The 20,412-nt window shown below is 68.4% G+C and carries 19 protein-coding genes; 8 read left to right on the forward strand and 11 right to left on the reverse strand.

The genetic code is table 11. The features are described 5' to 3' along the window. Positions 1-2: 2 nt before the first annotated feature. Together FB475_RS07650 and mca are read right to left on the reverse strand one after the other, a co-directional pair. Positions 3-287, reverse strand: coding sequence for a hypothetical protein (locus tag FB475_RS07650; protein ID WP_141853840.1), 285 nt, complete (start codon positions 285-287; stop codon positions 3-5). Between the two features lie 31 nt (positions 288-318). Next, positions 319-1,182: a mycothiol conjugate amidase Mca gene (gene mca, locus FB475_RS07655; RefSeq protein ID WP_141853842.1), complete on the reverse strand. Its 864-nt coding sequence runs from the start codon at positions 1,180-1,182 to the stop codon at positions 319-321. Positions 1,183-1,239: 57 nt separating this feature from the next. Here mca and FB475_RS07660 point away from each other — a divergent pair, with 57 nt between their 5' ends. The 3 genes from FB475_RS07660 (at position 1,240) to FB475_RS07670 (ending at position 3,799) form a co-directional block, all read left to right on the forward strand. Continuing rightward, positions 1,240-1,689: a DUF4307 domain-containing protein gene (locus FB475_RS07660; RefSeq protein ID WP_238332020.1), complete on the forward strand. Its 450-nt coding sequence runs from the start codon at positions 1,240-1,242 to the stop codon at positions 1,687-1,689. A gap of 210 nt (positions 1,690-1,899) precedes the next feature. Further along, a complete protein-coding gene (greA, locus tag FB475_RS07665) occupies positions 1,900-2,412 on the forward strand; it encodes a transcription elongation factor GreA (RefSeq protein WP_141853847.1) in 513 nt (170 codons plus the stop codon). Positions 2,413-2,560: 148 nt separating this feature from the next. Then, the gene (locus tag FB475_RS07670; protein WP_141853849.1) at positions 2,561-3,799 is read left to right on the forward strand and encodes an MFS transporter; all 1,239 of its coding nucleotides are present in this window, start codon (positions 2,561-2,563) and stop codon (positions 3,797-3,799) included. Positions 3,800-3,876: 77 nt separating this feature from the next. Here FB475_RS07670 and FB475_RS07675 read toward each other — a convergent pair whose 3' ends face one another. Both FB475_RS07675 and FB475_RS07680 read right to left on the reverse strand, forming a co-directional pair. Further along, a complete protein-coding gene (locus FB475_RS07675) occupies positions 3,877-5,073 on the reverse strand; it encodes a hypothetical protein (RefSeq protein ID WP_141853851.1) in 1,197 nt (398 codons plus the stop codon). A 130-nt stretch (positions 5,074-5,203) separates the two neighbouring features. Further along, on the reverse strand, positions 5,204-6,667 hold the full coding sequence (locus tag FB475_RS07680) for an MFS transporter (protein WP_141853853.1): 1,464 nt from the start codon (positions 6,665-6,667) through the stop codon (positions 5,204-5,206). A 133-nt stretch (positions 6,668-6,800) separates the two neighbouring features. On the opposite strand from FB475_RS07680, the gene FB475_RS07685 reads away from it, so the two are divergent. The 3 genes from FB475_RS07685 to FB475_RS07695 are packed head-to-tail and all read left to right on the forward strand — an operon-like array spanning position 6,801 to position 9,404. Beyond that, complete coding sequence (locus tag FB475_RS07685; RefSeq protein ID WP_141853855.1) at positions 6,801-7,256, forward strand: MarR family winged helix-turn-helix transcriptional regulator; 456 nt, start codon at positions 6,801-6,803, stop codon at positions 7,254-7,256. Further along, the gene (locus FB475_RS07690) at positions 7,249-8,274 is read left to right on the forward strand and encodes an alpha/beta fold hydrolase (protein ID WP_141853857.1); all 1,026 of its coding nucleotides are present in this window, start codon (positions 7,249-7,251) and stop codon (positions 8,272-8,274) included. The genes FB475_RS07685 and FB475_RS07690 overlap by 8 nt, the downstream gene beginning before the upstream one ends. A 38-nt stretch (positions 8,275-8,312) precedes the next feature. Next, positions 8,313-9,404, forward strand: a complete 1,092-nt coding sequence (locus FB475_RS07695) for an aminoglycoside phosphotransferase family protein (RefSeq protein ID WP_141853859.1) — start codon at positions 8,313-8,315, stop codon at positions 9,402-9,404. Positions 9,405-9,730: 326 nt separating this feature from the next. On the opposite strand, the gene FB475_RS07700 is transcribed toward FB475_RS07695, so the two are convergent. Further along, complete coding sequence (locus FB475_RS07700) at positions 9,731-11,473, reverse strand: HNH endonuclease (protein WP_185759130.1); 1,743 nt, start codon at positions 11,471-11,473, stop codon at positions 9,731-9,733. A 607-nt stretch (positions 11,474-12,080) separates the two neighbouring features. On the opposite strand from FB475_RS07700, the gene FB475_RS07705 reads away from it, so the two are divergent. Next, positions 12,081-12,749, forward strand: a complete 669-nt coding sequence (locus FB475_RS07705; protein ID WP_141853864.1) for a hypothetical protein — start codon at positions 12,081-12,083, stop codon at positions 12,747-12,749. Between the two features lie 275 nt (positions 12,750-13,024). Here FB475_RS07705 and FB475_RS07710 read toward each other — a convergent pair whose 3' ends face one another. Genes FB475_RS07710 through FB475_RS07730 form a run of 5 tightly spaced genes read right to left on the reverse strand, consistent with a single transcriptional unit; the run spans position 13,025 to position 17,915 of the window. Next, positions 13,025-14,536, reverse strand: a complete 1,512-nt coding sequence (locus FB475_RS07710; protein WP_141853866.1) for a hypothetical protein — start codon at positions 14,534-14,536, stop codon at positions 13,025-13,027. A 50-nt stretch (positions 14,537-14,586) separates the two neighbouring features. Beyond that, entirely contained in the window at positions 14,587-15,390 is an 804-nt protein-coding gene (locus FB475_RS07715; protein ID WP_141853868.1) for an ABC transporter permease, read from the reverse strand. Then, positions 15,387-16,169, reverse strand: a complete 783-nt coding sequence (locus FB475_RS07720) for an ABC transporter permease (RefSeq protein ID WP_141853870.1) — start codon at positions 16,167-16,169, stop codon at positions 15,387-15,389. The genes FB475_RS07715 and FB475_RS07720 overlap by 4 nt, the downstream gene beginning before the upstream one ends. After that, positions 16,169-17,107, reverse strand: coding sequence for an ABC transporter ATP-binding protein (locus FB475_RS07725; protein ID WP_141853872.1), 939 nt, complete (start codon positions 17,105-17,107; stop codon positions 16,169-16,171). The genes FB475_RS07720 and FB475_RS07725 overlap by 1 nt, the downstream gene beginning before the upstream one ends. Positions 17,108-17,117: 10 nt before the next feature. Continuing rightward, on the reverse strand, positions 17,118-17,915 hold the full coding sequence (locus tag FB475_RS07730) for a MerR family transcriptional regulator (protein ID WP_185759132.1): 798 nt from the start codon (positions 17,913-17,915) through the stop codon (positions 17,118-17,120). A 58-nt stretch (positions 17,916-17,973) separates the two neighbouring features. On the opposite strand from FB475_RS07730, the gene FB475_RS07735 reads away from it, so the two are divergent. After that, on the forward strand, positions 17,974-19,554 hold the full coding sequence (locus tag FB475_RS07735) for an amidohydrolase family protein (RefSeq protein WP_141853876.1): 1,581 nt from the start codon (positions 17,974-17,976) through the stop codon (positions 19,552-19,554). On the opposite strand, the gene FB475_RS07740 is transcribed toward FB475_RS07735, so the two are convergent. Continuing rightward, positions 19,536-20,291, reverse strand: a complete 756-nt coding sequence (locus FB475_RS07740; protein ID WP_185759134.1) for an SDR family oxidoreductase — start codon at positions 20,289-20,291, stop codon at positions 19,536-19,538. The two genes, FB475_RS07735 and FB475_RS07740, sit on opposite strands and share 19 nt — an antisense overlap. Positions 20,292-20,412: the final 121 nt, after the last annotated feature.

Raw genomic sequence — 20,412 nt, forward strand, 5'->3', positions numbered from 1 at the left:
AATCAGTGCGAAGAGTGCTCATTCGGGGTCGGGGTCTGCTCCGAGGTCGTCGGCGCCGCAGCGCCATCCGGGGACGGCGAGCCGGCCGGACTCGCTGGGTCGTCGGACGGTGCTGGGGCGTCCGCACCAGCGCGGTCCACGTCGATCCGCTTCAGCTGCTTGGCCATGCTGCGCCACAGCAGGAACGTGGCGACACCGAGCGCCAGCACGATCAGCAGCGCGACCCAGCCCGGCTTCACCACGTTGGGGTCGATCTCGGCCGTCTGAAGGGAGATCATCGCTGTCACGCCACCATTCTCTCATTGTCGGCGCCGCCCGTCAGCGCAGCCCCGCGAACAGGTCGTTCTCGGGCAGCTCGGACTCGACGACACTCCGCGCCAACTCGTAGTCCTCGGTCGGCCAGGCTGCCTGGTGTACCTCCAGCGGTACGGCGAACCAGGCCCCGTCGGGGTCGATCTGAGTGGCGTGGGCGAGCAGGGCCTTGTCCCGGACCGCGAAGTACTCCGCGCACTCGACCCGGGTGGTGATCCGGCGCTCGTTCTCCGGATCCGGCTTCCAGTCCTTCAACCGTTCGGCGTACGGGGACTCCAGACCGCGCTCGACCATCGCGTCGTGCAGCGCCTTCATCCGCTCGTAGTGGAACGTGTGGTGGTAGTACAGCTTCAGCGGCTGCCACGGCTCGCCGAGCTCCGGGTACGCGTCCTTGTCACCGGCCGCCTCGAACGCCGCGACGGTGATCTGGTGGCACATCACGTGGTCCGGATGCGGGTAGCCGCCGTTCTCGTCGTACGTCGTGACGACCTGCGGACGGAAATCGCGGATCAGCTTCACCAGCGGGGCCGCGGCGTCCTCCACCTTCAACGCCCCGAAGCAGCCCTCGGGCAGCGGCGGCAGCGGATCGCCCTCCGGGAAGCCGGAGTCCACCCAGCCCAGCCACTCCTGCCGGATGCCGAGGATCTCACGCGCCGCGTCCATCTCCTTGCGGCGGATCTCGGTGATGTTCGCCAGCACCTCCGGGCGGTCCATTTTCGGATTCAGGATCGATCCGCGTTCACCGCCGGTACAGGTCGCGACCATCACCTCGACGCCTTCGGCGACGTACCGGGCGGTCGATGCGGCTCCTTTGCTCGACTCGTCGTCCGGGTGGGCGTGCACATGCAACAACCGAAGATCTCCACTCACAGGCACAATGGTCCTCCAACCCCGTGCAAAACCCACGACCGACCCCCTGGACAACCTGTGACCGAGCAATCAACCGGGCCGACTCCGACCGGACCAGCCGCCCCGGCGCCCGACCTGAGCGCGCGGTACGGGCGCACCGGACGGTCCCGTCGGCCGCTGCTGATCGGCGTCCTGGGCGTCGTCGTCCTGGCCGGCCTGGTCTGGCTGGTGTGGGCCGCATGGGTGCAGTCGAACCCGCCGGTGCGCTCGGAGCTGCAGGGGTTCACGATCGTCTCCCCGACCAGCGCGACGGCGACCATGACGGTGGACCGGAACAAGTCGGTCGAGGCGAGCTGCCGGCTGCAGGCGAAGGCCGCCGACTTCTCGATCGTCGGCGAGGTGACGGTCACGATCGCGGCCGATTCGCCCCGGCACCAGACCGTACCGGTGACGCTGACAACGCAACGCTCGGCGACCTCGGTGGTTCTCGTCGGCTGCACGACCGCCGACCAGCACCGGCCGCGCTGACCCCAGGACAAGCTGCCACGGCAACCGATTGCCGCCGGTTGTCCGCCGAGGGCGGAAAAACAGTGGTAGCAAACGCTTTCCAGGCGTCAATGACCGGTCAGGACACCTGCGTGATCGGCGGTCTCTTGCTACGCTCGATGGATTGGTCGCCGTCGACGACGGCGGCCAGCAGCATTTTCCTGCCCATCCGACCGACACAAGGAGCAGCCCGTGACGCAGAAGATCGACGAGGACAGCGTTGTCTGGCTGACGCAGGACGGTTACGACCAGCTGAAGTCCGAGCTCGAGCACCTGAAGGGCCCTGCCCGTGCCGAGATCACCCAGCGGATCAGCGAGGCCAGGGACGAGGGCGACCTCAAGGAGAACGGCGGCTACCACGCCGCCAAGGACGAGCAGGGCAAGATGGAGGCGCGGATCCGGCAGCTGGAGGACATGCTCCGGCGGGCGCGGGTCGGCGAGACGCCGAAGGCCGGCGGCAAGATCGAGCCCGGCATGAAGGTGTCGATCAAGTTCGCCGGTGACGACGACGTCGAGACGTTCCTGCTCGGCTCCCGCGAACTGCTCGCCCTGGACGCGTCGGTCGACATCGACGTCTACTCGCCGCAGTCGCCGCTCGGCTCGGCCATCCTCGGCAAGAAGAAGGGCGACAAGGCCACCTACGAGGCCCCGAACGGCAAGCCCGTCACCGTCGAGATCGTCGCCGCGGAACCCTTCACCGGCTGATCCCACCGCAGCTTCCAGCGCCCCGGTGGACGACCACCGGGGCGCTTGCTGTTGTGGAGCCGTCCATTTCGTCAGACTTGAGCGCTGTCGACTCAACTTTATTGACAGTTGAGTCGACAGCGCTCAACTTGGCGTTTACGGTCGCGGAATGGGCATTCTCCGCCACCCCGACTTCCGCCGGCTGTGGACCGCCGACCTGCTCAGTCAGCTCGGTTCGCGGATCAGCATGGGCGCCATCCCGCTGCTCGCCGTACTCACCCTGAACGCCTCGACCCTCCAGATTTCCCTCCTCCGCACCTGCGAGACCGCCGCGTGGCTGGTCCTCGGCCTGTTCGCCGGCGCCTGGGCGGACCGGATCCGCTGCCGCCCGGTACTCGTGTACGCCGACCTGCTCCGGGCGCTGCTCTTTGCATCGATCCCGATCGCCTGGTGGTTCGGCGTACTCACGCTGACGCAGCTGTACGTCGTACTCGTACCGGCCGGCGTCCTGACCGTGCTGTTCGACGTCGCGCACAACTCGTACTTGCCGCGGATGCTCGACCGCGACCGGTTGCTCCCGGGCAACGCGAAGCTCGCCGCGAACCACTCGATCGCGGCGGTCATCGGCGCCGGGGCGAGCGGCCTGCTCGTCCAATGGCTCGGCGCCGCGCTGACGATCGGCCTCGACGCGCTGAGTTTCCTGTGGTCGGCGATCTGGCTGCGCAGCATCCGCACCCCGGAGGCCGCACCGATCCCACCGGAACGCCCCGATCTCCGCCGCGAGATCGGCGACGGTCTGCGGTACGTCGTCAAGCACCCGCTGCTGCGGCCGCTGGCCCTGAACACGATGACGACCATGCTGTTCCAATCCGCGGCCGGCGCGATCATGGTCGTCTACCTGGTCCGCGGCGTCCACCTGCAGCCGGCGACGATCGGCGTACTGAGCATGATCGGCCTGCTCGGCGCGATCGCCGCGTCGGCCGTCACCGAGAAACTCAGCACGCGGTACGGCGATGCGCGCACGCTGCTGCTCTCGTCGACCGGGATCGGCGTCGCGTTCACCGTGCAGGCGCTGACGGCGCCCGGCTGGCAGGTGAGCTGGTTCGTCGCCGCCACGCTGCTCGCGGGCTTCTGCATCATCGTCAGCTACATCCTGCAGGTCAGCACGCGGCAACGCGTGTGCCCGCCGGAGCTGCAGGGTCGGGTCAGCGCGACCATGAGCTTCCTCGGCTGGGGCGCCGCCCCTGTCGGGAGCCTGCTCGGCGGCGCACTCGGTACGGCGTTCGGCCTGCGCCCCACGTTGTGGATCGCAGGCCTCGGCACGTTGGCCGGAAACGCCGTCCTCTACCTGTCGCCGCTCCGCACGACACGCACGATCCCGGCCGCAGCGCCGAGCGCCACGCACTGACTTGGAGGGTTGCCGATCGAGAATTCGAGAGCGGGCAACCCTCCGGGCGTACGGGCATCCCGGGCGGATGCTGGTGCTCAGTCCGAGGTGATCTGAGCGGTGCCGACCAGCACCTCCACGTCGAGGGCGGCGCGGCCGCGGCCGATTTCGACGTCCTTGGACTGGCCGGAGACGGCGCCCGACCAGGTGACGCGGCCGAGCTGGGCCTCGGTGTGGACGTGGACGTCGGAGCCGCGGCGGAGCGCGACCTTCGCCGTACCGGACTCGACGCGGACGCGGGACCGGCCCTTGGTGATCTGGGCGTCCAGGTCGGCCGAACCCGCCTGCACGAGGACGTCGATCGGCCCGTCGACGTCGGTCACCTTCGCCATCCCGGCGGTGACCCGGACCCGGGTCAGGCCGGGCAGGCGCTCGGCGTTCACGCTGCCGCCGGTGACCTCGACCTCGACCTGGAGATGCGGGTTGACCCGGATCGAAAGCTCCTTGGCCAGGCCGTTGACGTGCGCCTTCAGGTCGGTCGGGTTGCGCAGCATGCTGAACCCGTCGATCGAGACACCCATGTCGCCTTCGCTGCTGATCGCGAGGGTGTCGCCGTCGCGCTTGATCACGTGCGGCCCGTCGACGGCCACGCCGTTCACCGCAGGCTCACCGATCAGGCGAACCCGGCGGCCGATCGCCCGCACGGTCACCCGCTGCACACCGGACGGAATCGGCACATTGCTGTGCTCTTCCTCAACCGGCTCCTCGGCAACCTCGTCCTGCGCCTTGTCCTGCAACTGGTCCTGCACCTGGTCCTGCACGGACGACGGCTCGGCGGCGTGCCGGGCGGACGGCTCCCCCTGCGGCGGCCCAACCGGCTCGGCCGTCCGCTCGGCGGTCGGCCCCGCAGTCGCGTCTGCTGGCGTCGCGGCAGCCGGTCCAGTAGCCGGTCCGGCGGTCGGCCCGGCGGTTGGCTCGCCAGTCGGTCCGGCGATCGATCCGGTGGTCGGTCCGGTAGTCGGTCCGGTTGTCGGCTCGGCCGTTGGGGAGTCCACTGCTTCCGCCCAGACCTCCGGGGAGCTGAGGTCCTCGGCCGCCGGCCAACCAGTGCGGTCACGGGACGTGCTCGGAGTTTCCTCGGCAACCGGAGACGTACCGGACGGCTCCCCGGCCGCAGCCGGACCGTCGGTCTTGAGGGCGGCGATCAATGTGGCGCCTTCCTCGGTGGAGAGGTGGCCCTTGGCGACGCGGTCCAGGATGTCCTTGACCTTCTCGTCGTAGCTCTGGTTGCTCATGCGTCCAGTCCAGCACCCCGGCGGGCCGAAACCAATCGGGGAATCCCCCGAGATGCGGTGGTGCGGACCCCGGAAGGAGTCCGCACCGTCCACTCTCTATCACTGCACAGCCCAGCCGGGCTGGTTGTTGTCACGCTGCAGGCGTCATCTCCTCCGCCGCCAGCTCGTCCTGTACCGCAGCCAGCTCGGCCGCCTCAGCCTCTTCGGCCGCCCGCCGGGCCTTCAGCCCGCGCAGACCGGTCAGCGCGATGACCAATCCGAGCGCCGCGATTCCGGTCACGACCCCGAGTCCCGACTTGTACGCCGAGAGCACGCCGGACGCGGCGGTGACGCCTGCGGTCTGACCGCTGATCACCGCGGTCACGATCGCCAGTACGACCGCGCCGCCGACCTGGTTCGACGTGTTGAACAGCCCCGAGGCCAGCCCCTGCTCGTGGTCCGGGACCCCGGACACGGCCTGGATGTTCAGCGACGGGAACCCGAGCGCGAACCCGAGACCGAGCAGCATGATGGTCGGGAACACGGTCGAGAAGTACGCCGACTCCGGGCCGATCCGCAGGCTCAGCGCGTACCCGGCGACGAAGAACGCCATCGCGACGATGATCATCTTCTCGGTGCCGACCCGGTCGACGATCTTGCCGACGTTCGGGGACAGCGTGGCGACCAGCAGGCCGGCCGGGAGGAACCCGAGCGCGGTCTGGAAGGACGACCAGCCGAGCAGGTTCTGCAGGTACATCGTGCCGATCAGCTGGAAGGCGACGTACGAACCGAAGACGGTCAGGATGGCCAGGTTCGCGCGCCGCAGCGACGCGTTCCGCAGGATGCCGAGCCGGACCAGCGGGTGCTTGGTGCGCAGCTCGATCGCGACGAAGCCGGCCAGCAGCACGACGGCCAGTGCGAACAGCCCGATCGTCTGCACCGAGACCCAGCCGGCGTGTTCCGCGCCGACGACCGCGTACACCAGGGACAGCATTCCGGCGGTGACGGTCACCGCACCCGGTACGTCGTACCCGCCGGCGGCGTCGTCCCGCGGGCTGTTCGGGATCAGCTTGATGCCGAACAGCAGCACGATCAGGGCGACCGGACCGGGCATCAGGAAGGTCCAGCGCCAGCCGACCTCGGTCAGTGCGCCGCCGAGGATCAGGCCCATCGAGAAGCCGCTGGCGGCGCAGGTGGTGAAGATGCTCAGGGCGCGGTTGCGGTCCGGCCCTTCGTGGAAGGTGGTGGTGATGATCGAGAGCGCGGCCGGGGCGGTGAACGCCGCGGCGACACCCTTCACGAACCGCGCGGCGATGAGCAGTTCGGGATTGCTGGCCAGTGAGCTCAGCATCGAGACGACGGCGAAGACGGCCAGCGCGATCAGGAAGACCCGGCGCCGGCCGAGCAGGTCGGCGGTCCGGCCGCCGAGCAGCAGCAGACCGCCGTACCCGAGCACGTAGCCGGTCACGACCCACTGCAGAGAGGCAAGGGAGACGCCCAGGTCGGCGCCGATGGACGGCAGTGACATGCCGACCATGGAGACGTCCAGGCCGTCGAGGAAGATCACACCGCAGACCACCAGGAGGGCCCCCCAGAGGCGCGCGTCCCAGGTCATGCGGGCAGGTCCAGTGCTTGTTGAAGCGGGGGTTTGCGTAGTCACGAGGAGAGACTATTCCATGCATGTGCATCTAATGTCTAGGCATTAAATGCGTTTGCATTGATTGCAGCTGCATGCTATGGTCGGCTCCATGACCGCTATGAAGGTCAGCGGTGGGCCTGGTGAGACCACCGCCGATGTCAGCGCCGACGTCAGGGAATGGCGCGAGCTGCTGGCCCGCCATGCGGACCTGACCTGCGCCCTCGACCGGGCACTGCAGGCCGGCCACTCGCTCGGCATGAGTGAGTACGAGGTGCTCGAGCGGCTCGCCGAGCTGCCGGAGCACTCCGCGAAGGTCGCGACGATCGCGAAGTCCGTGCACCTCAGCCAGAGCGCCCTGTCCCGGGTGATCGGCCGGCTCGAGGTCGCCGGTCTGGTCGAGCGGCACATGTGCCCGGAGGACCGGCGGGCGATCAACGTCCGGTTGACCGAGCAGGGCCTACAGCGGCAGGCCGAGGCGCAGCCCACCCAGCGTCAGGTGCTCGCGCAGCGCCTGCACGCACCGCTGGTGAAGACCTGCGAGCCCGTACTCTCACCGGGTGAGTGAAACCTTCGACGACGCTCGCGAGATCATCGCGGACCTGCAGCGCATCGTCACGCCCAACGGCGTCCAGGAGAACTACCTGCTGACCGCCGGCGGGGTAGACCACTGGGTCTATGCGCGCGGCAACGATCGCGCCAACCCCGTCATCCTGTTCATCCACGGCGGCCCGGCGTCGCCTCTCGCCCCGGTGGCCTGGGAGTTCCAGCGGCCGCTTGAGGAGTACTTCACGGTCGTCACTTACGACCAGCGCGCCGCCGGTCGCACGCTGCACACCATCGACCCCGAGACCATCGCGGACACCCTGACGATCGCGCAGTACGTCACCGACGCGATCGAGCTCGCCGAGCAGCTCCGCGAACGGTACGGCGTACCCAAGCTGATCCTGCTCGGCCACAGCTGGGGCACGATCATCGCCACGCGGGCCGCCCTCGAACGGCCGGACCTGTTCCACGCGTACGTCGGCATCGGGCAGATCGTCGACGCCCGCGCGAATGAGCAGCTCTGCTTCGACTACGCCGTTGAGCAGGCCCGCGAGCACAACCACACCGAGGCGCTCGAGCAGCTCGCGACGATCGCCCCGTATCCCGGTGCGGAGCCAGTGACCCGGGAGCGGATCATCATCGCCCGCGAGTGGGCGCAGTACCGCGGCGGGCTCTCGGCGTACCGGGACAACTCGCTGTACTTCTTCATGGCGCCGCTGCTGTCACCGGAGTACACGGTGGCCGACGCCGAGGCGATCGGCGAGGGCAACCTGTTCACGCTCGGCCGGGTGCTCGACGAGATGCTCGAGGTCGACTTCACCGGCGTCATCGAGTTCCAGATCCCGGTGCTGATGTTCCTCGGGCGGCACGACTACACGACGCCGACGGCCCCGGTCGAGGCATGGTTCGAGGCGGTGCGGGCGCCGTACAAGAAGGCGATCTGGTTCGAGCACTCGGCACACCTGACACCGTGGGAGGAGCCGGGCAAGTTCCTGCTCAGCCTGGTGACTCACGTCCGTCCGTTGGCCGTCGAAGTGTGACCTAAAAGCAGTTGCGGCGTGAACATACGCTTCTGCACATGGAAGTTCGGGCTCAGTTGGCACAGCAGATGTTCGTGGTCGAGATGCCCGAGAACTTCTGGTTTCCCGATGTCGAGCCGGTGCTGCAGGCGTTGCGGGAACAGTTCGGGTTTGAGGCTGTCGTACGCACGTGTGTGTCCGAGGATCCCATTACGTACTTGCTGGACCCGATCGATTCGTTCGATGAGATTCTGGGCTGGATCGGGTCACACGTGCAGGCATGTGGGCCGTGGGTGCAGGTGAAGTCGTGGGGCCTGTCCAACGTTCTGCGGATCCCGACGGCTGACGGAGACGTTTATTTCAAGGCGCTTTCGCAGGCGTCGACCGATCCGGAGGCATTGCCGTTCCTGTTCGCGGACGAGCCGCGGTTCCTGCAGCTCACGTCCGCGGATCGTCCCGGTGAGGTCCCGGCGCCGATCGCGATCGACGAGCGGCGGCGATGGATGCTGCTGCCGGACCTCGGTACGCCGCTCGGAGCTGCTGAGGATGTCGGACTGTGGATCGATGCCGTACGCAACCATGCGCGGCTGCAGCTGAGCTACGCTGCCGAACCTTCACGGCTGCTGTCGTACAGCTGCGCCGACCGGCGGCTCGCCGTACTCACCGACGAGCTGGACCGGCTGCTCGAGCCGAACAAGCTGACCCGCCACCTCGACCCTGTGCAGTTTGCGAAACTGCCTGATCGGGCGAAGCAGTTGCGCGAGGCAATCAACGAGCTGGCGGAGATCGGCGTACCGGAGACGTTGCTGCACGGCGACCTGCACCCGCGAAACCTCGCCGTGCGGGACGGTCGCGTACTGGCCTTCGACTGGACCGACGCGGCCCTGGCGCACCCGTTCCTCGACCTGGTGACCTTCGTCGAGAAGCAGTCGCCGCTCTCGGCGGACCCGCGAGTACGGGACGCCTACCTGGCCGAGTGGGAGCAGTACGCCACCCCCACCGACCTCCGCCGCGCCCTGACCCTCGCCGAGGAACTGGGCACCCTCTACCAAACCATCACCTACCTACACCTCGTCGACCACGTAACCGGTCCCACCCAAACCTCCCTCCTCCGCGGCGGCTCGACCTGGCTGGAAAAACTCCTCGCCTGAAGCCAACTCCCTCCCACCCAAACCACGCCGCCCCTCCCGACCGCGAACCGCCGCAAACCCGCACCCCACTGCCAACCGGCACCCAACACACATCACCACCCACCGTGGACCACGACGAACCACCCCGGACTCTCGCGGCACCACCAATCACCCCGACCCACGCGACACCACGAACCACCCCGACCGACACGTCACCACAGATCAATGCGCACCAAGACAGCACCGCGGACCGGTGCGCCGCAGCGCCCGAGCAGGTCGGGGAAGATCCCGCGCCCCACCAACGAGTCGGGCGACTCGGCCGGTCGGCGACTCGGCCGGTCAGCGAGTCAGCCGGTCGGCGTGTTGATCGAGGCGAACTCGGCTGCTTCGCGGAGTGCGGCTTCGTCGGCCTTCCAGCGTGACGTGCGAGCGATGGACACGACAGTCCCACCCGCCTCCGACGCTCCGGCGACTGACCTGCCTGCCGCAGCGTCGTCCGGCGCGGGGCGGCTACCCGCGGCTTGCTGGTGTTTGCGCCGGATCAACCTGGTTGGTGGTGGCTCGGCCCACGCGGGCCGCGCGACGTGAACGACCCCGTTCGTGATCCTGATTGTCCACTGCCCGTCGTGCACATCCACATGATGACGGCGGCACGTGAGCGCCAGGTTCTCGACCTTCGTTTCGCCACCGTCGATCCACGAGGTCAGATGATGGGCGTCACACATGATCGGCGGTGCGCCGCAGACGACACAACCGTTGTCCCGAGCGTTCAGGGCGCGCCGGATCGCCCGCGTGACAAGGCGTTCGCTGCGGCCGACATCCAGTGGTTCGGAGTTCGTACCGAGTACCAACGGGATGATCTTCGCGTCACAGGCGAGACGTCGTACGGTCGCCGCCGACAGCCCGTCGCCGAACACCAACTGCCCGCACGCGTCGGCGGTGGCTGCTTGCAGGTCGCGAAAGTCGATGGTCACCGTCAACTGCGCCTTGGCCCCAAACCCAGGCACCGCACCGCACACACCAGCGACCTCAACATCACCACCCTCGGGGCCTACAGCACCCGGCCACTCCGCAGGTACGACATCCTCGAACCCAGGCAGTACGTCGTCCCCGCTCGCCATCGCGACGGCATCCGCACCTGCAAACGGCCCGGCGTCCTCGGCCTCGGCCGGTACGTGGCCCGCGGCCGTCGCCGACGCGAGGCCTCCGCCGTCTGCACGGGCACCGTCGTGATGCGTACCGTCCTGGTGGGGACCGTGTTCGTGTGCCGGGGTAGCGGTGCGGGGCCTGAGGTAGCCGCTGTCGGTAGCGGCTGCTGCGATGGTGAGGGTTGTGCTGAGCGCGTCGGCCTGGCGCTTTTCGCGAGAGCGAGGGTCCCGTTCGCCGTCGACGGTCTTGCGGGGGCGGGCGCCGGCGTGGATGAGCGCGCGAAACAGTTCGGCGTTCTCGTTCGCCAGGTAGCCGCGGAACTTCACCCCGCGATCGGCCGCCGTCAGCGTCAATGACTCAGCCGCCGCGGCCTTCGCCTCCTCCGGCTCCGGACCGTCGGTATCCAGAACGTCCCGCATCCGCGTCCCCGCCTGCCGCAACTCAGCCGGGCAGAGATGCGCCGCCAACCCCACCAACTCCCGCTCAGCCACATCACGATCCTCGACGGGCACGTGCGCCGGGACCCGCTCGAGCGCGGACACGATCGCCTCCGCCTGGGCCGGCCGCAACAACCATCCACCAGCCGCAGCATCGTCGCCCTGAGCACCGTCGCCCTCAGCATCGGCGGCGTCCGGATCCGCTTCGGGCTCGACAGCGGCGGTGGCATCAAGAGCCGCGGACACGGACGGGTACTTCGGCAGCGCCTGAGCGAGGCGGAAGGTACGGCGGGCGGTCGAGGCGTCCAGCCGGTACCGGAAACGCAGCAACTCGGCGGTGTCGCGAGCACCGAGCTCAGCGGCGTACCCAGTGGTCTCGATTGCGCCGACCACATGCAAACGACAGGTCTCCAGGCGCGCGATCTCAGCCTCCAGCGCATCGAGAGTGGACAGCAGTTCGCCACCCCTCATCGACCACACCGGCCGCTCGCCCAGAAGTTCCATACCGCCGACTCTAGACGACCCAACCGACATTTCCCGAACCAGAATCCCCTTATTTTGTTGACAATTCGTGGGCTCACCAGCCCACACCCCATCCGGCGCCGGCTCCCGCCAACGCATCCGTCAGCTTGTCGATGGCCGTCTCCGGGCACCGTCAACCACACGACACGCGCAGTACGCCGCGGCCAACACCTCTCCGGCAACAGCCAGCCAACTGCTGCATCGCCGGGTACTCGCTCGCCCTGGCAGAGGCGGCTCGCACATGAAGGACAGGAGTCACAAAGAACTGCTGAGCGATGCGCCGAGGCCGGTCCTCGCCCGCATGACGGTCCGGTGCACTTTCAGGCCCGCGATCCGCACCGACCGCTGAACCACCCGGCTGCCACCCCAGCCAACGTTTGCTCCCTACCTTCGTGCCCGCCGGTTCGGCTGCTGAGTTTCAGGCGGGAGTGATGGTCGGGTCGAGGAGGAGTACGCCGTGGGGGAGGGTGTCGGCCCAGGCGGCCAGTTCGGGGGTGACTCGTACTGGTTCCGCTCTGGCGAAGGGTTGACCTTGGGCGTCAGAGTTTCCGGTACCGAAGGACTCCAAGCGCCACTCCTGGAAATGGGCATGGAGGACGTCGCCGACCTCATCCAATTGGGCACGGGTGAAGCGACTTTGGACCACGCAGAGCTGATTCGGGAGGCTCGGGGACAGCGCGCGGGTGACCGCTTCGACATCGGTTGCGGCTACGACGAGGACTTCCTGGTCTTCCGAGGGACGGAAGATCACCCGATGAACGATCGCCCCAGACGATTCCAGGTCGCGGATGTCCAGGTCCAGGTGCGAGACCGGGCTGTGCGGCCAGCCTTCGTGCCAGGTCACATTCTGTGGCCAGCCTCCGGAAGGTGGCGGGCATGGTGGGCGGGTCCTATCCGCACGTGGGCGCGGTCGACGGCCTTCCGGAGTTTGTGTTTCGACCTCGATGCTCTCGTCACCGAGCCGTACCTGCACACCGGGCGCTGGGGCATGCCACCTCCCGACCACTTTGATGTGGCCCGGGACCTGATTCGGGCCGAACTCGGAGGGTACGGCGGCTGCGTCGGCGCCGATCAGCCGGATCGACAGATCCGATTTCCAGCCCGGCGGTTTGATCATCAGATCGTGGACGCGCTGCACGTCGAGCCAGTCACCATCCGCGCCGGAGACGAACCGGCCGAAGGTGCGGACTCTGTCACCCGCCCGGAAAACCAGATCTCTGGCGGCCATGCATCCATCATGACCAGAAGATCAACGTGACGTGGTACTTGGATCCCTACGGGTCCATGTGCTCCACACACCACAGCACCCGGCAGCCCTCCCCACACCACACCACCCGCCGCCCTCCCCCCACACCACAGCACCCGCCGCCCCACACACCACAGCACCCGCCGCCCTCGCCCACCACAGCACCTGTCAGCCCTCCCACACACCACAGCACCCGCCGCCCTCGCCCACCACAGCACCTGTCAGCCCTGCCCACAGAGGGCAGCAGCTGTCAGCGCCTCCGTACAGGCTGCACCTGGCGCTTGTGGTCAGATGCCTTCTTGGATTGAGTCGATCTCGGCGTTCTTGACGAGGGTTGCTAGGCGGGTGAAGGTGCGGATGCGGACCGTACGGTCGAGTTCGGGCGGCATCATCGGGAGGAGTGTTTCGGGCCACAGTTGGTGGCGGCGGAAGCAGTACGCCGCCAGCGCGTCCGAGGCGCCGCGCTCGCCCAGGTAGCCGAGGGTCTGCCGCATCGAGCGGCGGCCGGGTACCCGCTCGACGGCTTGGTTCGCGAGGAAGATGCCGAAGCCGTGGAAGATGGCGAACAGGTCCGTCATCGCCTCGGCATCCGGCCGGCCTCGCTCCAGTAGGTGGTATCCCCAGAGCACTTCGTGGCCGAGCTCGTGCGCGGTCGCCGCGACCACCGCGGCCGGATCGGCGAGGGTGTCCGCCGCCAGCATGACCGCCGTACCGTCCTGCCAGGCCCCCACAGTGTCGTGACAGTCCCCCGCCACGCCTTCTAGCCGATCGGCCTGGCGTCCGGCGGACTGTAGTTCGTGCCAACTCCTGCCGGCCGGGCCGCCGGCGGACGGTACGTCGAGCCGCGCCGGGCCCGAACTGCTGCCGGCCGGGCCTCCGGCGGATCGCATGTCCAGCCCGGCCGCGTGCGAATCGCTGGCAGCCGGGCTGGCGGCGGACCGAAGGTCGGGCCGGTCTGCGCCCGAACTGATGCCGACCGGGCCTCCGGCCGACCGCACGTCCGGCCCGGCCACGTGCGAATCGCTGGCAGCCGGACCGCCGGCGGACCGAAGGTCGGGCCGGCCTGGGCCCGAACTGGTGCTGGCCGGGTCTCCGGCGGATCGCACGTCCAGGTCGGCCGCGGGCGAATCGCTGCCGGCTGGGTGTTCGGTGGATCGTGGGTTGGGTCGCGACGGGCGCGGATTGCTGCCGGTTGATTGGGTGGGTGAGCGTAGGTTGAGCCAGGCTGCGCGGGAGGTGGTGCCGGGTGGGGTTGTCCAGATTGCGTTGGCCTGTCGGGTCAGGTTGGTTCGGCGGGTGGGATCACTTTCTTGTTGGATGGCCGTGGTGCGTTTTACTTCGGCGGTGAGTTCCCGGTCGGTGAGTGCGGCGATCTCCGGGGCGTAGCCGGACGCGGCTAGGGCGGCCACTTCGGGCGGGGACATCGTTGCCTGTAGCCCCGAAACAGCGATCAGTTCCGGGTGGTCGGCGTGGAGGCGGTGGGCGGCGGCGCTGCGGGCGGCGGCGCGGATCTCTGTCATTCGGAAGCTGAAGCGGATCCGGTCGTCCGGTACCTCCATCCAGGCGCAAACCTTCAGGCACAGCTCGCGGGCGGCGCGTTCGGAACCGTCGTAGCCGGCCGGTACGAAGGTACTGGGCAGCACCGGGCGGCGGCGCAGCGGCTCGACGCCGAAGCGGGCGATCAACCAGTCGAGCGAGTCCTCGATCCACTGCTCCGGTCCACCGGGCAGCAGGACCTTCGGTCCGTAGAGCAGTTCGCGGTCATGTTGCCGACGGCGCCACGCACCGATCAGATTCATACCGAAACTGACGCGGCCGCCCGGATCCGCGTTCCATCAGAAACGGACGGCTACTTCAGCAGGAGCTTGCCGAGGCGGCGGGAGGCGACGTACATGCCGAAGGTGCCCATCGCGGCAAGGTAGAACGCGTGGATGAGCAGGAACCAGCTCACGTTGCCCGTGCTGAAGGCGCGCTCGAGAACGACGCCTTGGTAAAGCGGGGTGATCTCCACCAACCAGCGGATCGCCCCCGGATACGTCTCGACCGGGTAGAACGTTGCCGAGAACAAGAACATCGGCATGATCGTCAGTTGGACGAACTCGAAGTCCTGCCAGCTGCGCATGAACGTGGTCAGCGCCATCCCGGCGCCGGCGAACGCGAACCCGATCAGCACCGCGGCCGGCAGCGCGACAAGCGCCCACCAGGACGAGACCAGCCCCATGATCAGCATGACGACGATGAACATCGCCGAGTAGATCGCCCCGCGCAGCAGCGCCCAGGTGACCTCGCCGGTCGCCACGTCCCACGGCCGCAGCGGCGTCGCGAGGATCGAGTCGTAGAGCTTGGCGTACTTCATCCGGAAGAAGATGTTGTACGTCGAGTCGAAGATCGCGCCGTTCATCGCGGAGCTGGCGAGCATCGCCGGCGCGACGAACGCGGCGTACGCGATCTTCGTCCCGTCGGAGAGCGTGAACGCGCCGACCAGGTGCGCGACGCCGACACCGATCGAGAGCAGGTAGAACACCGGCTCGAAGAAGCCGGAGATGAACACCACCCACGACCGGCGGTAGAGCAGGAAGTTGCGCTCGACGAGGTGCCGTCCGCCACCGAGCCGGACCGGCACGGGGACGACTCGCGCGGCGATGGTCGTCATTTGATCAGCCTCTTCGTGAAGCCGCGAACGGCCAGCCAGGTGCCGGCCAGGAACCAGGCCAGCAGGTAGCCGATGTTGAGCAACGCCAGCCACGGCTTGACCGTGCCGAGGCTCAGGTTGCGGGCCAGATCGACCGCGTGCCAGAGCGGACTCACGTACGCCAGCCACTCGATCCAGTCGGGCAGCTGTGACACCGGAAAGAACGCCCCGGAGAACAGGAACGCCGGGACCACGCCGAACCGGAACACCATCGCGAAGCCGGAGTCGTTCTCCAACGTCGTCGCGAACGCCGCGATCGGGGCCGCGGTGGCCATCCCGACGAGCAGCGCGACCAGCAAACCGAGCGCCCCGAACGGCGACTTCAGCCCGCCGAACAGCGTGATGATCACCAGGAACACCGCGCACGAGGTGAACACCCGGAACGCGATGAACGCGAGCTGCCCGTACACCACGTCGGCCGGCCGCAGCGGCGTCGCGATCATCGAGTAGTAGAACTTCTGCCACTTCAACCCGCTCAGCACCGGGTACGTCGCCTCGCCGACCGCGATCTGCAACGCGGTCGAGGCCAGCAGCCCGGGCGCGATGAACTGCAGGTAGCTGACGCCACCGAGCGCACCGGTCCCGTTGTTGTCCACGAACGACCCGAGCCCGATCCCCATCGCGGCCAGGTAGAGCATCGGCAGCAGGAAGCTGCTGATCATCGTGCCCTGCCAGGTCCGCTTGTAGACGGTCAGCCAGTAGTCGAACATCCGGCGACCGTTCTCCACGGCTACGGCCATCAGTCCACCAACGTCCGGCCGGTCAGCCGGAGGAACACGTCCTCCAGCGTGGAGCGCCGGACCAGCACGGCGGCCGGCTCGAGCCCGCGCTCGTGCACCTGGGCGACCGCACGCTCACCGTCGTCGGTGTAGAGCAGCAACCGGTCGGGCAGCACCTCGATCCGCTGGGCCAGGTCCTCGACCTTGCCGGCCAGCGCGTCGTGGTCCGCGAGCATCACGTCCGGCCCGAACCGGAGCTCGGTCACCTCACGGGTCGAGTAGTCGCGGATCAGGTCGGCCGGAGAGCCCTCGGCCGCGATCAGCCCGCCGTCCATCACCACGAGCCGGTCGCACAGCTGCTCGGCCTCGTCCATGTAGTGGGTGGTGATGATCAGCGTGACGCCGGCCTGTTTGAGCCGGAACAGCTTGTCCCACAGCAGATGCCGCGCCTGCGGGTCGAGGCCGGTGGTCGGCTCGTCGAGCAGCAGCAGGTCGGGTTTGCTGACCAGCGACCGCGCGATCGTCAGCCGGCGCTTCATCCCGCCGGACAGCTCGTCGACCTTGACGTTCGCCTTGTCGGTGAGCGCGACGAACTCCAGCAACTCGTCGGCGCGCAGCCGGCACTCCGCGCGGCTGAGGCCGAAGTACCGCCCGTAGATGGTCAGGTTCTCCCGGACGGACAGCTCGGTGTCGAGCGTGTCGTCCTGCGGGCAGACGCCGAGCCGGCCGCGGATCGCCGGGCCGTCGGTGGCCGGGTCCATGCCGAGGATCCGGAGCGTGCCGCCGCTCGTCGGGGAGACCGCGCCGATCATCCGCATCGTCGAGGACTTGCCCGCGCCGTTCGGCCCGAGGAACCCGAACGCCTCGCCCCGCCACACGTCCAGGTCGATCCCGCGGACCGCCTCGAAGTCGCCGTACGACTTCCGCAGCCCGCGGACGTGCACCAGAGAATCACTCACCTGCCCGACACTAGACGGACCGTCCGACAGTTTCCTCTCCGTTTCCGGAGTACCCGAGCCGCTGCACCGCATAAGCCCGCACCCCGGCCGCCAACCATTCCGGCAACTCCGCGTCGACCGAGGCGATCATCGCCCGCTGATCCGCATTCCTCACCAGCAGATCCGCCAACCCGTAGTAGGTGGAAGGCGTAGCAGGCCAGACCTCCAGCACCCCCAGGTAATGCAGCTCGATCAGCTCCAACCCTTCCGATGAGTCCGGGCTGACACCCCGGTCCCGCGCGGACGCCATGCGCAACAACAAGCGCCGTCCCTCGTCCCCGAGACGCTCGTAGTCCTCCCGCGTCCAGTTGGACGTCTCCCGCACGGCCTTCTCGAAACCCTGGGCGGCCGCGGATCCGTACCGCTCAGCCAACTCGTCCCGCAGCCGATCCCGCGCATCGTTCAACCCCGCGAAGAACTCCTCGTCGGCAACACTCGCGTCCCCCGACAAGCCGGCGATCGTCCGCTCGACCGCACCGAGCACGTCGTCCAACCGCTTCCGCTCGCGCAGCAACTGCTCCCGATGCCCACGCAGCGCGGTCACCTCGTCCTCCTGCTCGTCCAGGATCCGCGCGATCGACGGCAGCGGTACGCCGAGCTCGCGGAGCAGCAGGATCCGCTGCAGCCGGAGCAGCTCGGGACGTCCGTAGTACCGGTAGCCGTTCGCCGCGACGCGCCCCGGCGGCAGCAGACCGATGGCGTCGTAGTGCCGCAGCGTCCGCACCGAGACACCGGCGAGCCGGGCCACCTCGCTGACCGTGCGTTCCACGACACCTCCGGAAATCGGGTTGGAGTATGACGTTACGTCACCCCCTAGCGTCGCCAGCATGGCATTCACGATCCTGCACACCCGGCTCGTCGACCGCGGTACGCCGCTGACCGCGGACTGTCTGCGGGTCGCGGACGGTCGCATCCTCGCGATCGGCGGTCCCGACATCGCGCGACCGGACGACGTACTCGTCGACGGCACCGGTACGACGCTGCTCCCCGGGCTGATCGACGCGCACGTCCACCTGGCGCCGGGCAGCACGCAACTCGCCGCGACGTACGGCGTGACCACCCAGCTCGACATGTTCAGCATGCCCGAGGTGATCGCCGCGGAGACGCCGCGCTCCGCCTTCTTCACGTCGAGCATCGGGGCGACCGCGCCGGGCGGCCACCCGACGATCGCCTTCCCGCCGCTCCCCTATGTCACCGGTCCGGACGACGCGAAGCGGTTCGTTGCCGACCGCATCGCGGAGGGAGCCGACTACCTGAAGCTGATCTACGACGACGGCGCCGGCGCAGGGATGAGCATGCCGACGCTGGACGCGCCGACGGTACAGGCGCTGACCTCCGAGGCTCATGCGCACGGGCTGACGGTCGTGGCTCACGTGTCGACGGCGGCCGCTGCCGTCGAGGCGGTGGAGTGCGGGGTCGACGTACTCGCGCATGCGCCGTCGGATCTCATGTCCCCCGCTGACATCGAGGCGGTCGCCGGTGTGGCCGTCATCGCGACGTTGGGCATCGTCGACGGATTCAACGGGCCGTCCGGGCGGCTGCCGTTGCTGGACGAGCCAGAGCTGATGGCACGGATGCCTGCGCGCTGGCGGCGTGTGCTGGACGGTCAGTCGCGTCGTTGGATGCCACCACAGCCGCCTGACGGTGCGGGGGCTCGGGCGAACACGCTGGCGTTGCTACGGGCCGGCGTACGCATTCTTGCCGGTACGGACGCGCCCAACCCGGGCCTGGTGTTCGGGGCGTCGCTGCACAAGGAACTGGTTCACCTTGTGCGCGCTGGGCTCAGTCCGGCCGACGCGCTCGTTGCTGCGACCAGTGCACCGGCCGAGGTGTTCAAGCTGACAGACCGTGGGCGGCTGACAGTCGGGGCTCGCGCTGACTTGCTACTGGTCGACGGGGACCCACTGGTCGATATCACTGCGACACAACGGATTCGCCAGGTCTGGGTCGGTGGGGAGGCACCGGCTCCGTACGCGGGTACTGCGACAGAGCTCGCCACGATCCACTTCCTCGGCGAGACCACGGAGCGCATTGTGAGCACTCTGAAGAAGTTGTGGCCCGGACTGCCCTCGCCAGAGGACGTGCGGCGGGAGGACGGCGAACTGCTGGGCCGTGTGGTGCCTGTGGCCGGGGGGTGGTTGCCGACGACGGTCTTCGGTGCAGCCCTCGGTCCGGTGAGCGACCGGGACGCCGCGGTCGACGTACTGGAGAAGGAAGGACTCGCGAGTCTGACCGAGACCTGGTGGGCGCGCACGGACGGGCCGGACTGGCACGAGGCAGTACTCATGGAAGCGCAGCCGGATCGCGTCCGGCTGCGCTGGAAGGACCCGCTGCGGGACCAGCCCGCGGCAGGTCAGTGGTACGACGTGATCGACATCGACCTGTCCCGTCAGCCCCTGCCGACGTAGGGCATGCCGGCTGCCATCACGGTCAGCGACGGTACGGCGACGCTCGTCGGGAGCTCCGCGATCCGTACGACGAAGTCCGCCACGATCTTCGGGTCGAACGTCGGCTCGACCGCGATCGAACCGTCCGGCTGGAGCACGCCTTGCTCCATCCGGGCGGTCATCGCGGTCGCGGCGTTCCCGATGTCGATCTGGCAGGCGGTGATGCCGTGCGCCCGGCCCTCCAGCTCGAGGCTCTTGGTCAGTCCGGTGATGGCGTGCTTGCTCGCGGTGTACGCGATCCCCTGCGGCCGCGGTACGTGCGCCGAGATCGACCCGTTGTTGATGATCCGCCCGCCCTTCGGCTGCTGCCGCAACATCAGCGCGTACGCCGCCTGCGCACAGAGGAACGAACCCGTCAGGTTGGTGTCCACCACCCGCCGCCAGTCCTCCTCCGTGACGTCCTCCACGCCCGCGGCCGGCGACCCGGTCCCCGCGTTGTTGACCAACACATCGACCCGCTCGAGCCCCGCGAAGAACCCTCTCACCGCGGCACCGTCCGCAACGTCCAGAACACCCCACCGCACCTCGCCCACGGCGTTGGCCGCCGCCGCGTCAGCGGCTGCTACTGCGGCGGTTTCTTTCAGCTTCTCCTCGGTCCTGCCAGTGACCCAGACCTGAAAGCCTGCCCGCGCGAGCGCCAGCGCCATCTCCCGCCCGAGCCCCGACCCACCTCCGGTCACCACCGCAACCCGCGTCACGAAACGCCCCCTTCTGCCGTCGTAAGCATGAGAGCGATTCTCCTCCACTGCGCAGTGTGACGACCCGGCAACCGAGAGTAAATGAGTGGCGACTCACTTGAAAACCCTGGAAACTCATTTG

Source organism: Kribbella jejuensis, from assembly GCF_006715085.1.
Lineage (GTDB): Bacteria > Actinomycetota > Actinomycetes > Propionibacteriales > Kribbellaceae > Kribbella > Kribbella jejuensis.

Bases quoted from the DNA above. Each gene is read 5' to 3' on its own strand.
- FB475_RS07720 (WP_141853870.1), bottom strand. From the start codon at position 16,169: ATGGCCGTAGCCGTGGAGAACGGTCGCCGGATGTTCGACTACTGGCTG.
- FB475_RS07670 (WP_141853849.1), top strand. From the start codon at position 2,561: ATGGGCATTCTCCGCCACCCCGACTTCCGCCGGCTGTGGACCGCCGAC.
- FB475_RS07700 (WP_185759130.1), bottom strand. From the start codon at position 11,473: ATGGAACTTCTGGGCGAGCGGCCGGTGTGGTCGATGAGGGGTGGCGAA.
- FB475_RS07675 (WP_141853851.1), bottom strand. From the start codon at position 5,073: ATGAGCAACCAGAGCTACGACGAGAAGGTCAAGGACATCCTGGACCGC.
- FB475_RS07680 (WP_141853853.1), bottom strand. From the start codon at position 6,667: ATGACCTGGGACGCGCGCCTCTGGGGGGCCCTCCTGGTGGTCTGCGGT.
- FB475_RS07695 (WP_141853859.1), top strand. From the start codon at position 8,313: ATGGAAGTTCGGGCTCAGTTGGCACAGCAGATGTTCGTGGTCGAGATG.
- FB475_RS07735 (WP_141853876.1), top strand. From the start codon at position 17,974: ATGGCATTCACGATCCTGCACACCCGGCTCGTCGACCGCGGTACGCCG.
- FB475_RS07685 (WP_141853855.1), top strand. From the start codon at position 6,801: ATGACCGCTATGAAGGTCAGCGGTGGGCCTGGTGAGACCACCGCCGAT.
- FB475_RS07715 (WP_141853868.1), bottom strand. From the start codon at position 15,390: ATGACGACCATCGCCGCGCGAGTCGTCCCCGTGCCGGTCCGGCTCGGT.
- FB475_RS07705 (WP_141853864.1), top strand. From the start codon at position 12,081: ATGGAGGACGTCGCCGACCTCATCCAATTGGGCACGGGTGAAGCGACT.
- FB475_RS07710 (WP_141853866.1), bottom strand. From the start codon at position 14,536: ATGAATCTGATCGGTGCGTGGCGCCGTCGGCAACATGACCGCGAACTG.